Origin of the sequence: Halobellus sp. (assembly GCF_042218505.1) — an archaeon.
Lineage (GTDB): Archaea > Halobacteriota > Halobacteria > Halobacteriales > Haloferacaceae > Haloquadratum.
In genome coordinates this window covers 48441-61703 of the sequence record NZ_JBDGQZ010000005.1, presented here as the reverse complement: position 1 = coordinate 61703, position 13263 = coordinate 48441, and the positions used below count along the sequence as shown (strand labels likewise).

The following is a 13263-nucleotide window of genomic DNA, read 5'->3' as shown; positions in this document are numbered from 1 at the left end:
CGCTCCCGAGCGGCTTTAGTGCCTGTGTGTGGAGTGGGCCCGTATGGGATATCGAACCGTGGACGTAGCCGCCGTGCCGCCGAGCGACGGGCGGCCGTGTGAGATGCGCGCGCTCGGGGACGCCGCCGGACTCTCGAACGTCGCGATCAACCGCTTCCGCGCGGAACCGGGCGAGCAACTGCCGCTTGCGTACCACTACCACGAGGAACAGGAAGAGGCGTTCTACGTGCTGTCCGGGACACTGTCCGTCGAGACGCCCGACGGGACCTACGAAATCGAAGCCGATAGCCTGCTCGCGGTCGATCCCGAAAGTCCACAGCGCGCGTACAACCCCGACGACGCCGACGAGGACGTCGTCGTGCTCGCGGTCGGGGCACCGGCCGTGGGCGGCGACGCCGTCGCATACGAATCCGAATGATGGCTGATAAATCCACCGAGTCGTTCGATCCGGTCGAGGCGGCCGAAGGGAGCGACATCGACCTGTCCGACGTGCCGATCTGGGAGGACGAGTACCTCGACCGGGTCTCCGACCGACTGATGTTCAACTACGACCTCGAACAGGACAGGCGGGTCCGCGGGGAACGGTTTTCACTGTTTGCCGAGTTGCGGATGGAGAGCCAGAAGCACTTTTTTCACCCCGCCTTAGACTACGCGAACCACGAGCACCGGGAGTTTCTGTTCGCCCGACGGGCCGGTCGACCAACCGTGGCGGAGTTAGAACGGCTCGTGGCGTTCGGCCACGACCTCGCCGACTCCGAGGAGTGGGTCGTGCCCGACGAGGAGCACTTCGGCACGGAGTTCACGTTCGTTCTCATCGCCGAGACGCTTCCAGACGACGTTCGGGAGTTCGTGGAGGGATTCAAAGACCGAACGCTGCTCAAATTCGGATACTACGGGCACTACGAGATCAGCGTCGCGGTCGTCGTGCCCGAGGCGGAGTCGATAGTGAAGAGCGAGAGCGCGGCGTCCGCCGAGGCGTTCGCGCTGTGGCGCGACGTCCCGCCGGGAGATAATCGATCGATACTGAGCCGACTCCGAGAAGCGGTAGCTCGACGACTCGGCTGAGAGAATCGGAGCGAAGAGACCCGGACCGGTCAGGTCTCGAAAAGCGGACGTACGAGCGGAAGTGAAAGCGGAGAGTTCAGGCGCGGGTCAGTCGTCGCTCGGTGAGAACCCGCCGGACTGCTCGCCGCGGCGAACGGCCTGGATGTTCTCGTATCCCAACTTGACCAGCGAGAGCCCGAGATACACGAGCACCAGGGCGAGGGCGATCTGCGTCGCCGCAGAGAGCATCTGGACGACCGTCGCCTCCGCCATCCACTGGGCGTTGAGGAACTTGTCGTAGAGGTTGGTCTTGAACGCGAGCCACAGCAGACCGGAGATGGTGATCGCCACCATCACGGCCATCGGGGCCCCCGTGCTGAGAAGCTGCTTCGAGTCGTCCCAGTTCGCCAGCCAGACCGTGGCCGTCAGGAGCGCCAGCGCCGCGAGCAGCTGGTTAGCGCCACCGAAGAGCTGCCAGAGCGTGGACCACGAACCGCTGGCGATCAGGATGTACGCCGGGATCGTCTGGACGGCGGCGTTGCCGTAGCGATCCGACGCGAACGACTGGACCGTCGTCTCTGGCGTCTCGACGATCTCCTCCATCATATAGCGACCGAGGCGGACCGCAGTGTCAGTCGACGTGAGGAGGAAACTCACGAGCACGAGCGCCATAAACGGCCCACCGAAGGAGGTCGGGATACCGAAGCTCGTGAGCAGGACCGCCCCACCGCTCGCGAACGTCGGAAGCGCGAGGCCAATGCCGCCACCCACGTCGGGCGCGACGAGCGCGACGGTGATGAGCGCAACCGTCGCGAGCAGCCCTTCACCGAGCATCCCGCCGTAGCCGATTGCGCGAGCGTCGGTTTCTTGATTCAGTTGCTTTGCGGTCGTTCCCGAGGAGACCAGCGAGTGGAACCCGCTGATCGTCCCGCAGGCGATCGTGATGAACAGCAGCGGGAACAGCGGGTTACCGTTGCGGGCCGTAAAGCCGTAGAACGGTTCGAGGTTGGTCACGAGTGGTTGACTCGACGTCGCGAAGACCGTCCCGACGATGACAGCCAGGAGCGCGCCGCCGACGCCGGTGTACAGGAGGAACGACGAGAGGTAATCCCGCGGTTGGAGGAGAACCCACACCGGGAGGGCGCTCGCGACCGCTCCGTAGACCAGAATGACTGGGATCCACGCCGCGGTGTTTGCACCGAAGGCGCCTGCGGCGGGGAGCCACGACGAGATACCGGAGCCGAGGAGCACGATTGTCCCTGCCGGGTACTCACCGCCCGGCACCAGCGCGAGCGGGAACTGGATCCCGACCCAGACACCCGCGAACATCATTGCCACGAAGAGTCCCGTCCCGGCGAGGAAAGGAAGATCGAACTGATACAGCCACGCGCCGAGCAGAATCGCGAGCCCGATGTATATCAGACTCGCGGTCGCCGCCTGCGGGAAGGCGTTGAAGACGATCGCCACGACGAGAGCGAACACGGCCACGACGAGGATGATCGTCAGGAACGCGAACCACAGCAGCATATTCTTCCCGCGCTCGCCAACGTACTCGCCGATGATGTAGCCGATCGACTTCCCTTCGTGTCGGAGACTGGCCGACAGCGCGGAGAAGTCGTGGACGGCCCCCATCAGCGGGTTCCCGATTGCGATCCACAGAAGTGCCGGCGCCCAGCCCCAGAGCACTCCCGCGGTGATCGGACCGACGATGGGAGCACCCCCTGCAATGCTCGAGTAGTGGTGTCCGAGGAGGACTGGCTTCTTGGATGGAACGTACTCCTGTCCGTCCTCGTACTTATGAGCTGGCGTCTCGCGGTCGTCGTCGAGATCGACGAACTGCGCAAGATATTTCGAGTATCCGAGGTATCCGATACTGAACAGCGCGAGCACCGCTATGACCAGCCATAGCACCTGAACCATATTGTTAGTACCCAACGGACAATTGTGAAATATTCACGTATAATGTTAACGATAGATTCCCTATTTTGTGACGGGGACAAAAGAAAAGCCGTAGACTTCGCCGGGGTCAGCGCGTGCCGACCGAACTCGACGGCAACGACACCTGATCATATGTGGGATTACCTGCCCAGGGTCACTCTGCGGACGACGAAACGGGACCAGGCCGCACCTCGATGTCGAGTTCACTGGCGACAGTTTCGAGAATACTCCCCTTCACCTCTGAAACCCGAGTGGTAATTTCGGCGACGACCGGTGGCCCAAACGAGTCGTGAAGGGTTTCGAGGTGGTCGCGTTCGGTGGCGACGCGGTCACGAAGGAACGTCGCGCCACGTCCCTCTTCGTGGCTCTCCGGTTCGGGCGTGAGCCGATTGACGGCCAGTCCGCGGACATCGAGGTCGTACGAGTAGAGTTCCTCGACCGCCCGGCGCGTCTCTCGAAGCGAGAGTTCGTCGGGGTTGACGACGAGGAAGAAGGCGGCGTCGTTCCTGAGCCGATCACCCGCGAACTCGAAGCGCTCTTTCCGGGTACGGAGCCGATCGAGAATCGGATCGCCGTCCATCACCCGGCGCGGTTCGTTGTTCCCGATCGCCGCCCGTTCGTAGAGTTCGATCGCGCGCTCCCGCTTGTGTGCGAGGCGGTCGATCCATCCCTCGAGCAGATCCGGCAGGGAGAGCAGTCGAAGGGTGCCCCCGGTCGGGGAGGTGTCGAAGACGACGCGGTCGTACTCGTCGGCCTCACGCATCACTTCGATGAATCGGTCCATCAGCGCGGCCTCGTACGCACCTGGCGTCTGATGGGCCATCTCGATCTGCCGGTCGATCTCGTTGACCATCGCCGCGCTGACCTGATCGCTCATCGCTCGCTTCGTCTCCATCAGGTGTCGTTCGGTTTCGGATTCTGGGTCGATCTCCATCGCGTCGAGGCCGTCGAGTCCTTTGACTGACGACGGATCGTCGTCGAACTGCTGATCGAAGACGTCCGATGTGCTGTGTGCCGGGTCGGTCGAGACGATCAGCGTCCTGAGGTCGGCGCGAGCACACCGCAACGCGTACGCCGAAGAAACAGTGGTCTTGCCCACTCCGCCTTTGCCGCCGAAGAACACGTGTTTTCGCATCGTTAGAAGTGGTACTGCTGACCTTTTCGTTCGAGAAGCGACCCCCGGCCCCACATCCGTCGTTCCCAGGCCTCGAACTCGTCTTCGAGGAAGGGCAGCAACTCGGCGGTGTAGTACGACACCGGGGAGGGAATCCCGAACGCTTCCGGGAAGCACGCGAGCATAAAGATGTCTTCGAGGTCCTCGGCCTCCTTTTCGATTTTCTCGTATGCTGGGTGAGAAATCATCCCGTGATAGAGACCACGGACCCACTCTTCGAGGCGCGCTCTGAACCGTTCGATCCGTTCAGCCAGCGACATAGCACGGGATATGGCTCCCGTGATTAAAGCGTATCGCCCTGGGGGGCCGAGACGTCGGGGAGAGCGCCATACGGACACCCGACAGAGATGCGCCGGCCGCCCGCACGTTCAAGTGACGGCAGCGATCATACGCGGTATGTCGATGTCGTCGGATCAGATACCGGTGACGGTTCTCAGCGGGAGCCTCGGCGCCGGGAAAACGACGCTACTCAACCGGATCCTAGCGGGCGTGACCGACCGCGACGTCGCCGTGTTGGTGAACGATATGGGGGATCTGAACGTCGACGCCGACCTCGTGGACGAGGCGTCGGATCTCTCGGTCGAGCAGGGCGGCGTCACGGAACTGTCGAACGGCTGTATCTGCTGTGAACTCCGAGACGACTTGGAGACGGCCGTAGTACGACTGGCCAGAGAGCGGTCCTTCGATCACCTCGTCGTCGAACCCTCTGGAATCAGCGAACCGGCTTCCGTCGCGCGTCTCTTCACTGGCGGGTCGTCCGCGGCGGCGCGGTACAAAGTCGACGCCGTCGTCGCCGTCGTCGACAGTCGGCTGTTCGCCGATACGTTCAGTTCCGCGGAGGCGCCGTCAAAGACCGTTGCAGAGGGCGAGCGACGGCCGCTGTCGGACCTCCTGGTCGAACAAGTCGAGTTCGCGGACGCAGTCGTGTTGAACAAGACCGACCTCGTGGACGACACGGAGTTAGCCCGGGTCGAGGGCGTCGTTCGGACGTTGCGTCCGGACGCACAGATCTTCCGGGCGACCTACGGAGACGTCGAGATCGATTCGATTCTCGGAGTGGCGCTGTTCGACCTCGGGGCGGCAGCGGAGAACGCGGGATGGAGGCGCGCGCTGGAGGCCGCAACGAGCGATGACGAAAACCACGGGAGCAACGCGGACGAGGCCGTGAACGAGACAGCGGTCGAACGCGCACACGGCGACCACGAAGAGAGCGAACACGGCCACGGCGGTCACAACGAGGGGCGCGGAGACAGCGACTATGACGACACAGAGCACGCACACGAACATACTCACCCCGAGGAGGAGTACGGAATCGACTCGTTCACCTACCGTCGACGGCGACCGTTCCACCCCGGGCGGATCGCCGACGTGCTCGGAGCGCTCCCGGACTCGGTGCTGCGATCGAAAGGCCACCTCTGGATCGCCGGGCGAGAGACGGCCCACCTGACGTTCGGTCAGGCGGGCGACTCCGCCGCCGTCGAGGCGACTGGACGCTGGATTGCGAGTCTGCCGGAGTTCGAGCAGAGGAGTTACCGCGACAACCGATCGGATCTCGGATTCGAGTGGGACGACACCTGGGGAGACCGTCGGATCGGCCTGGTGTTCATCGGGCAAGACGTCGACGAAGACGCGCTGCGGTCTCGACTCGACGATGCACTACTCACTGACGAGGAGTTCGAGCGCGACTGGGCTGAGTTTGATGGACTCAATCGGTATCCGACCGAACCGGGAGACGACTACGTACTCAGCGATCCGACAGCGTAACAGCGGTGGTCAGTTGCGAGCGGTCAACAGGCACAGCCCGTCGAACTGGGCGATCGTTCTAGTTCCATCTCGTCGCCGCACTCGGGACACGACGGTGTCACATCACCGGTGACGTCGGCAGCGGGAGTCCGTTCAGCGCAGTCGTGACACCAGTAGGAGCCCCGGGCCTCACTCGTTCCACTGCCTCGGTTGGCCGATTCCGTCGAGGCCTCGAAAGCGTCCTTAAGCGTACCAAGTAGTCCCATATCTGTCGTCAACGATCCTGACGTACAAAGTTCCGCCTCGTTCGTCCGCGACTCGCACACAGGCGCGTCAGCCGCCGTTCGCGACGGCAAACACGGTCAGGAGCAGCAAGACGACGCCGAAGATGATCGCTCCGTAGCAGATCTGACGGAATCGGAGCCCCACCGAGAGTTCGCGGCGGACCGTCGGGTCGACTGTCCAGATGAACCGCCGGTACGCCCACACGGTCATCCCCACCGCCACTGCGACCGAGACGAGAACCCCTCGCGCCCACGGAACGGAGAAGGCGTCCAGATACAGCGGGCCGAACGAGAGGCACAGAAGCCACGCGACGCTCGCGATAACGGCAAACGGGATGGGATCGACGGGTTCACCCTGGCGGTTGCGGACCGGCACAGTTCCACTGTGAGTCCCCAGCACAAAATATGTGAAGGCCGGGAGCGAGAGCGGAGTATGGAGACCACTTCGCAGGGAGACCCGCGCGTGCTCTTCGCGATGAATCTCGTCCTCTCGTCGGCGTTCGCTGCCTTCGTCATCTGGGGACTCAGCACCGTGGAGATCACGCAGTTCACGCTCGTGAACGTCGGTTCGCTGGCGCTTGTGATTATGGCCGCGACGTACCTCATCACGCGATGAAATCGAAACCGACCGTCTTCACGGTGAGATCCCGGACGAGCGCGGTCGACTGAGTCGGAACCGGCAAATGCATTTGATGATATAAGAGCGAGCGATCGGGCGAGTACATCAATTGGGGGAGGCCCTGGCGAGTATATCAACTGAGCGGCGACGGCTGGCCGACAGATCGAATCCTGCGGTCGACCGGCCGATCGAACGGTAAGAGCGGCCGGAGCCATCCCGGTGAGTTATGTGGACTCGAGTTCCGAGTATGATACTGATGGCCATCGAAGACCGCGACGACGCGTACCTGATAACGCACGCCCTCGCGAAGGACACGCTCTCACGACTCCGCGACGTGGAGACCGAGCAGGTGGCGTTCCGGAAAGGCCTGGTCAAACTCGGCCGTATCTGCGGCTACGAGATCATCGACGGGGCGATGGAGACCGAGTACGTCTCCGTCGAGACACCGCTGACCGAAACGACCGGCGAGCGCGTTCGGGGCCTCGACAACGTGGTGATCGTCAACGTGTTGCGCGCGGCGACGCCGTTCGTGGAGGGGTTGTTGAAGGCGTTCCCGCGAGCGAAGCAGGGCGTCATCAGCGCCGGACGCGACGAGGAAGCCGGAATGAACGACGACGGGCAGTTTCCGATCACCATCGACTACGTCAAACTGCCCGAGATCACCAAGAGAGACACCGTCATCGTCGCCGATCCGATGCTAGCGACGGGTTCGACGATGTGTGCCGTGCTCGAACACGTCTTCGACGACGCTGGTGCGGATCCAGCCGATGTGTTCGTCCTCTCGGCCGTCTCCGCGCCAGACGGACTCTTGCGCGTCGGCGAGCGGTTCCCCGAGACGGACCTCCTGACGGTCGCTATCGACGACCACCTCGACGACGACGGGTACATCGTCCCGGGCCTGGGCGACGCCGGTGACCGCGCGTTCAGGACGACGTAGCTCAAAAACGGCGATATCCGGGTGAACACCTTTACGGACGCGTCGCACACGGGAACGTATGGCCGGGAGCGAGCCCTGTGATGCCTGCGGCGACCCGATCGAAGAGCCACTCGCACGGACCGTCCAGTTGAACGTCGACCGCTCGGAGGTCGACAGCCAACGACTCTGTCCGGCGTGCTTCGCAGAGTGGATCGAGCGCTACCGAACGGAGATGCAACCGGGGAGTCGCGGCGAGAGTTACGACGAAGACGCAGACATCATCGTCGACTGAGAGAGACGAGCGGACGGCAGTAGATCGCGCTACTGCGTCGTCGCGCGATCCTCACGTCGGATACACGCGGTCAGCGCTTTCGGGCCGCTCGAAGATCGCGATGTACGGCGCACCGCTCTCATCGCTTGGACACGCGTCGGTCCGCTGGACCGGGAAGGCCTCTCCGGTCGTGTTGGTCGCGTCGAGATACATACTCACCGAGTACGTCTTCGATCCGAAACTCATCAGATGATCGTTGTAGCCGTCGTCGACGTTGATATTCACCCGAACGGGCAGCGGTCGGTCGCGCTCCGGTTCAGATTGCCGGTACTCACTCCAGTCCCCAGCGGCGCAGGCAGCGTAGTTGGGCATCTTCACCCGCTCCGGGAGCGGGGTCGGGTTGGTCACCGCCACGGACGCGACACGAGTGTTCTCTCTCGGCGATTCGGTGATCTCGACCTGACCCTGTGGTTGGAGTTCGTAGGTGAGTCCCCCGGTTCCGACGTCGACGACGAGGACGACCACTGCGAGCACGGCGACGGCCCCGAGGAGGTACGTCGCTTGCGTCGACGTCAGGAGTCGGTTCTGGTCGTCGAACCGGGTCCGAAGTCCGAACAGGACGGCCGCGAGAACCAGGAGGCCAGCGACGAGAGTCGAGTTCCCCGCGTCGAAAGTGTTCACGAGGTCGAGGAAGATGCCGACGATGGAGACGACGACGACCCCGTACGCGAGGAGTGTCACCTGTCGATCGTCCGTCCGCTGCGAGATCGCGAAGACGCCCGAGAGGAAGGCCAGCACGAGCAGGATCCTCGATACCGGAGAGACGCCGAGTTCGACGCTAGAGATAAAAAACAGCGCGGCCGCGGTGGTGAGCACCGCCGCCGCACTGTTGAACAGCGTTTCCGAGTCGATATCGACCATACCCGTTCGATTCACCGGCCGCGTTCAAGTATCCGATGGGAAACACAAACGGCGGTTTGACCTTTCGGTCTCTACGGCTCTCGAACCCGTGTGTTTCGGCTCGAATACCGACGTGGTGTACCGAATTCACTTCGAAGTGAAGGAGTGGAAAGCGACCCCCATATCGACGGTACCCGGACCGTGATAACTGTAGTCACAGGTATATACTGTCGCAGCGCGGAACGGTCCGACGGCACGGGCCCTTCGGCAACGCATTTCTGATTAGTGGTCGATGTTCGCCCGGCCGCTCGTCGCGCTCCGGATCCGATCACGGAGTGCCGCTGCTTCCTCGACGGCCGCACGAACTTCGAAGGAGACGTCGGTTCCGTAGTCGGCGTCGAACGCCACGTCCGCGCTCTCGATGAGGCCGCGGACCGTGCCGGAGTCGTCGTAATCGACGGTGACGGCGAATCGCTCGTGAGGGACCGTCTCGACGACGCCTGCAGCGTCGACTGCGTCCTTCACTCCCCGGGAATACGCGCGCGCCAGGCCGCCGACCCCGAGGTTCGTTCCCCCGTAGTACCTGGTGACGACCGCGACGACGTTCCGGAGTTCCTGCTGGACGAGGACGTTCAACGCGGGATCGCCTGCCGAACCGCTGGGCTCGCCGTCGTCGGACCGGTACTCGCGGAGCATCGCTCCCGATCCCTCGCTCGGGCCGCGTTCCTCGGTTTCGACAGCAGGTGCGCGGTAGGCGGGAACGTTGTGGGTCGCGTCGGAGTGGCGGTCGCGGATCTGCTCGACGAAGGCTTCCGCCTCCTCGACGGTGTTCGCGGGGGCGACGTAGCCGACGAACTCAGACCCGCGGATCTCGAAGGCGGCCTCACCCGGGCCGGCGACGGTCCGGAAGGCGTCCGGGTGATCGCTCCTGGCAGTGTCCTCAGACGAATCAGTCACGGACGGGGGTTGGTCTGTCATCGGGCAAAAGGGTTCGCGTCACCGGGCCACAGGCGATCTATTGTAGCGTTTGCAACTGATTGCACATCTGATCGCACGCAGTCGTCCGATCGAGTGAGCGAAGACTTGCAAACGCTACTATAGAATCGATCACGTATCCTGAGGGGGTCGATCAGGCGAGGCTGATCCGACGGACGAAATCGAGTTCGGTGAGTTCGTTCAGAAGGTCGCCGGGGATCGGATCGTCGGTGATGACGTAGAGTTTCGGCTCGTCGGTGAACTCGGGATCTTCGCTGATCGTCTGTCGGATGGAGATATCTCGGTCCGCAAGTCGGGTCGTGATCTCGGCGACGATACCGGGGCGCTCGGCGTCGTTGACCTCGACGGTGACCGCAGAGAGGTCGAGAACGGGCGCGAGGTCCATCAGACTCGGAATCGACGAGATGTTCTGGAAGATCCGCCTGAGTTGCTCGTCTTCGAGGATCGCTGTCGTTGTCGAGTCGACCACGCGTCGGTCGACGCCGATCTCGCGGGCGATGCCCGTGTTCGGGATTTCGATCCCGCCGGAGACGACGCGCCCGTCGTCGTTGACCGAGAACCCGCGCTCTAAGAGCAGGCGGATGACCTCCTGTTGGCTCGGACTCCCCTCGAACTTCTCCATAATCTCGTCGAACACGCTCGGAGTGCTCGCAGGCCACCGATATTAGGCTGGCGTTCGGACGAGCGGGAACCAGCGGCGATCGGATCGGATGGCGGTCTCGAAGAGAGAGTCAAACGGCAGTCCCCCAGGGTTCTAAACCGGGCTCAGGAGTCGTTACAGAGCGCGAGGGTGGTAATCAGTTGTCGAATCGGGCCTGGACGAACGGCTGGGCGTTCTCGATGTCGCCGAGTCGGGAATCGGAGAGGAGGACCGCCTCGGTCTCGTCGATCGGAACCGAGAGAGAGATCTCCTTCGTCCGGCCATAGCGGCCCTTCGAGACGACCACGGCGTTGACGATCCCCAGCATATCGAGTTCGGAGATGAGGTCGGTGACGCGGCGCTGGGTGAGTACGTCGGCATCGATCTCCTCACAGAGTCGCTTGTAGATGTTGAACACCTCGCCGGTGTTCACGTTTCGGACGCCGTTCTTTTCGAGCAGGATCGTCGCGAAGAGGACGATCTTCGATTGTGTCGGCAGGGTGCGGACGACTTCGACGACCCGATCGAGTTCGATCTTGTCCTGGGCCTTGCGGACGTGGGATTCTTCGACGGTATCGGCCTGCCCGCGCTCGGCGAGTTCTCCTGCAGTCCGGAGGAGGTCGAGCGCGCGGCGAGCGTCACCGTGTTCCTGAGCGGCGAACGCCGCACACAGAGGAATGACGTCGTCGGTGAGAGCGTCTTTCTTGAACGCCACGTTCGCACGGTGCTGGAGGATGTCGCGGAGTTGGTTCGCGTCGTACGGCGGAAAGACGATCTCCTCCTCGCCCAGACTGGATTTGACTCGGGGATCGAGGAAGTCGGTGAACTTGAGATCGTTCGAGATACCCATAATCGAGATTCGGGAGTTGTTCAGTTCGGAGTTCATCCGCGAGAGGTTGTACAGCGTGTCGTCTCCGGATTTCTCGACGAGTTTGTCGATCTCGTCGAGCATAATCACGACGACGCGCTCCTCGTAGTCGACCGCGTCGAAGAAGGTGGAATAGACCCGATCGGTGGGCCACCCCGTCATCGGAACGGACTCCATCTCCTCGCTGTCGTCTTCGAGTTCCTCGATTCGGTCTTCGACGGCGTCGATTGTCTCGAGGTCCGTAGTGGCGAGTGTCGTGGCGGGATCAGCGGCGTCGACGACCTCGGAACGAAGTTCGTTCAGGTCCGACAGTCTCCGGTCGATGACATCCTGGTTTTTCTCGATGAACTTGTTCGCCAGTTGGGCGAGAACGCGATACTGCGTATCGGTGACTTCGCAGTTGATGTACTCGACTTCACAGGGGACGTCGTACTTCTTCGAGGTTGATTCGAGTTCCTGACTGACGAACTTCGCGCTCGCGGTCTTTCCCGTTCCTGTCTTCCCGTAGATCAGGATATTCGACGGGGTCTCCCCACGGAGCGCCGAGACCAGAATCGTCGCCATCTGGTTGATCTGTTCGGTCCGGTGTGGAAGTTCGTGGGGCGTGTACGACGGCCGCAGCACCTCTTTGTTCTCGAAGATCGGTTCACCCGAGAGCAGGTCGTCGAAGAGGCCCTGGCTGTCGTCGTCGTCGAGGACGACCTCATCGAGCCCAAGGTCGGTCTTGCTGTCGTCACCCGAAGCAGACGGGCCGATGCTCTCTTCGATGTCGATGTCAGCGGCGGTGACGGGATCGGAGTCCGATTCAGACGGCGAATTCGCGTCTGAACTCGAGGATGAATCGGAAGACGAATCACTGGGAGAAGTTCCATCTCCATCGGCAGTCAGGCCGTCCGTTCCACTCGGATCCGTGTCACGCGCAGCGTCGTTGCGCCCGGATTCCGCCGACGGGTCGCTCTCGTCGGTGCCCGTTTCGACCGGGAACTCGTCGGTTATGGCGGCGTTCTCGGCCGTCCCACTGTCTCCGGTGTTTTCGGCCGTGCCCGCGCCCGCATCGCCGGTAGTATCAGGATCCGCGTCGCTGGTCGACTCCGCTTCCTCGATCGGGGACCGATCGTCGACGTCGAGCGACGTGTCGGACGCATCGGCGTTCTCTCGGTTCGTTGCGTGTCTCTCGTCTCCGGATCCTGTTTCCTTTCCCATTGGTTAACCCCCCAATTTCGACTGGAAATCACGCCCCTGTGAAGGCATATCGGCGAGTTGGTCGAGAGAGCAACCGAATTAGTCCGAATCTCTCTCGTCGACGCGTCCAGTTGATGCAGAAGAACCAGACGAACAGGTGTTATAAAAAACTTGCCTCTTCCTGCCTTCGCCGGTATCTCAGCCGTCTCCACCGGTGGGTGAGTGGAATCATCGGCCGTAGCCGGACGAGAACCCCATCAAATGACGAGAGAAACCGACTGAAGATCGACCAGTCCGACGTTCCGTCCCAGACTGATCGACGTGTCGGTGAGTAGTCATTCGAATCACCCGTCGGGCCACCTCCCCCACCCCTTCGTTTCAGGTGGAACGGTCAGAACCGGGGGTGGGGGTCAGCGCCGGAGTACTACAAAGCGGTACTTTTATATTCTTGGTGCAGTAACCATACCCGTACTCCGATATAAAATAATATTAATATAATAATTATTTAATTTTAGCAGTTGTTGGTATGATTTTATCTACCGAGCCGAACGCTACCTCCCGTCTCCGGACGACTCCAGTTGAAACGAAGGGGTGGGGGGCCGTCTCCGTGGCTCCCAGCGCCGACTATGCGACTGGATGTGAACAGAAACCGACCCGAGGATCACCGCCCGGACGGCTCCAATTGGGA

Annotated in this window: 14 protein-coding genes; 6 read left to right on the top strand and 8 right to left on the bottom strand. The window is 62.3% G+C overall.

What is annotated here, in order from left to right; translation table 11 throughout:
* Window positions 1–43: 43 nt before the first annotated feature.
* Both ABEI27_RS01195 and ABEI27_RS01190 read left to right on the top strand, forming a co-directional pair.
* Entirely contained in the window at window positions 44–418 is a 375-nt protein-coding gene (locus tag ABEI27_RS01195; protein WP_375797591.1) for a cupin domain-containing protein, read from the top strand.
* The gene (locus ABEI27_RS01190; protein ID WP_375797590.1) at window positions 418–1065 is read left to right on the top strand and encodes a hypothetical protein; all 648 of its coding nucleotides are present in this window, start codon (window positions 418–420) and stop codon (window positions 1063–1065) included. The genes ABEI27_RS01195 and ABEI27_RS01190 overlap by 1 nt, the downstream gene beginning before the upstream one ends.
* An 87-nt stretch (window positions 1066–1152) precedes the next feature.
* Here the strand turns inward: ABEI27_RS01190 and ABEI27_RS01185 are convergent, their stop codons facing one another.
* The 3 genes from ABEI27_RS01185 to ABEI27_RS01175 all read right to left on the bottom strand — a co-directional run bounded on the left by ABEI27_RS01185 (window position 1153) and on the right by ABEI27_RS01175 (window position 4416).
* A complete protein-coding gene (locus ABEI27_RS01185; RefSeq protein ID WP_375797589.1) occupies window positions 1153–2964 on the bottom strand; it encodes a carbon starvation protein A in 1812 nt (603 codons plus the stop codon).
* Window positions 2965–3136: 172 nt separating this feature from the next.
* The gene (locus ABEI27_RS01180; protein ID WP_375797588.1) at window positions 3137–4117 is read right to left on the bottom strand and encodes an ArsA family ATPase; all 981 of its coding nucleotides are present in this window, start codon (window positions 4115–4117) and stop codon (window positions 3137–3139) included.
* 2 nt (window positions 4118–4119) lie between these two features.
* Window positions 4120–4416 carry a hypothetical protein gene (locus tag ABEI27_RS01175; protein WP_375797587.1) on the bottom strand — a complete coding sequence of 99 codons (297 nt, stop codon included), beginning with the start codon at window positions 4414–4416 and terminating at the stop codon, window positions 4120–4122.
* Window positions 4417–4552: 136 nt separating this feature from the next.
* Between ABEI27_RS01175 and ABEI27_RS01170 the strand changes: the two genes are divergently transcribed.
* Complete coding sequence (locus ABEI27_RS01170; RefSeq protein ID WP_375797586.1) at window positions 4553–5920, top strand: GTP-binding protein; 1368 nt, start codon at window positions 4553–4555, stop codon at window positions 5918–5920.
* A gap of 312 nt (window positions 5921–6232) precedes the next feature.
* On the opposite strand, the gene ABEI27_RS01165 is transcribed toward ABEI27_RS01170, so the two are convergent.
* Window positions 6233–6559 carry a hypothetical protein gene (locus ABEI27_RS01165; RefSeq protein ID WP_375797585.1) on the bottom strand — a complete coding sequence of 109 codons (327 nt, stop codon included), beginning with the start codon at window positions 6557–6559 and terminating at the stop codon, window positions 6233–6235.
* 57 nt (window positions 6560–6616) lie between these two features.
* On the opposite strand from ABEI27_RS01165, the gene ABEI27_RS01160 reads away from it, so the two are divergent.
* From ABEI27_RS01160 to ABEI27_RS01150, 3 genes are all read left to right on the top strand, one after another.
* On the top strand, window positions 6617–6799 hold the full coding sequence (locus ABEI27_RS01160; protein ID WP_375797584.1) for a hypothetical protein: 183 nt from the start codon (window positions 6617–6619) through the stop codon (window positions 6797–6799).
* Window positions 6800–7058: 259 nt separating this feature from the next.
* Window positions 7059–7739 carry a uracil phosphoribosyltransferase gene (upp, locus tag ABEI27_RS01155; protein ID WP_375797618.1) on the top strand — a complete coding sequence of 227 codons (681 nt, stop codon included), beginning with the start codon at window positions 7059–7061 and terminating at the stop codon, window positions 7737–7739.
* A 58-nt stretch (window positions 7740–7797) separates the two neighbouring features.
* Window positions 7798–8010: a hypothetical protein gene (locus ABEI27_RS01150; protein ID WP_375797583.1), complete on the top strand. Its 213-nt coding sequence runs from the start codon at window positions 7798–7800 to the stop codon at window positions 8008–8010.
* A gap of 51 nt (window positions 8011–8061) precedes the next feature.
* On the opposite strand, the gene ABEI27_RS01145 is transcribed toward ABEI27_RS01150, so the two are convergent.
* The 4 genes from ABEI27_RS01145 to ABEI27_RS01130 form a co-directional block, all read right to left on the bottom strand.
* Window positions 8062–8910 carry a hypothetical protein gene (locus ABEI27_RS01145; RefSeq protein ID WP_375797582.1) on the bottom strand — a complete coding sequence of 283 codons (849 nt, stop codon included), beginning with the start codon at window positions 8908–8910 and terminating at the stop codon, window positions 8062–8064.
* A 261-nt stretch (window positions 8911–9171) separates the two neighbouring features.
* The gene (locus tag ABEI27_RS01140; RefSeq protein ID WP_375797581.1) at window positions 9172–9846 is read right to left on the bottom strand and encodes an IMPACT family protein; all 675 of its coding nucleotides are present in this window, start codon (window positions 9844–9846) and stop codon (window positions 9172–9174) included.
* 172 nt (window positions 9847–10018) lie between these two features.
* Window positions 10019–10522 (bottom strand): amino acid-binding protein, encoded by a 504-nt coding sequence (locus ABEI27_RS01135; RefSeq protein ID WP_375797580.1) that lies wholly within the window; start codon window positions 10520–10522, stop codon window positions 10019–10021.
* Between the two features lie 160 nt (window positions 10523–10682).
* Window positions 10683–12497: an AAA family ATPase gene (locus tag ABEI27_RS01130; protein ID WP_405002940.1), complete on the bottom strand. Its 1815-nt coding sequence runs from the start codon at window positions 12495–12497 to the stop codon at window positions 10683–10685.
* Window positions 12498–13263: the final 766 nt, after the last annotated feature.

Coding starts and splice junctions, on each gene's coding strand:
- ABEI27_RS01195 (WP_375797591.1), top strand. CDS start 44: ATGGGATATCGAACCGTGGACGTAGCCGCCGTGCCGCCGAGCGACGGG.
- ABEI27_RS01190 (WP_375797590.1), top strand. CDS start 418: ATGGCTGATAAATCCACCGAGTCGTTCGATCCGGTCGAGGCGGCCGAA.
- ABEI27_RS01185 (WP_375797589.1), bottom strand. CDS start 2,964: ATGGTTCAGGTGCTATGGCTGGTCATAGCGGTGCTCGCGCTGTTCAGT.
- ABEI27_RS01180 (WP_375797588.1), bottom strand. CDS start 4,117: ATGCGAAAACACGTGTTCTTCGGCGGCAAAGGCGGAGTGGGCAAGACC.
- ABEI27_RS01175 (WP_375797587.1), bottom strand. CDS start 4,416: ATGTCGCTGGCTGAACGGATCGAACGGTTCAGAGCGCGCCTCGAAGAG.
- ABEI27_RS01170 (WP_375797586.1), top strand. CDS start 4,553: ATGTCGATGTCGTCGGATCAGATACCGGTGACGGTTCTCAGCGGGAGC.
- ABEI27_RS01160 (WP_375797584.1), top strand. CDS start 6,617: ATGGAGACCACTTCGCAGGGAGACCCGCGCGTGCTCTTCGCGATGAAT.
- upp (WP_375797618.1), top strand. CDS start 7,059: ATGGCCATCGAAGACCGCGACGACGCGTACCTGATAACGCACGCCCTC.
- ABEI27_RS01150 (WP_375797583.1), top strand. CDS start 7,798: ATGGCCGGGAGCGAGCCCTGTGATGCCTGCGGCGACCCGATCGAAGAG.
- ABEI27_RS01145 (WP_375797582.1), bottom strand. CDS start 8,910: ATGGTCGATATCGACTCGGAAACGCTGTTCAACAGTGCGGCGGCGGTG.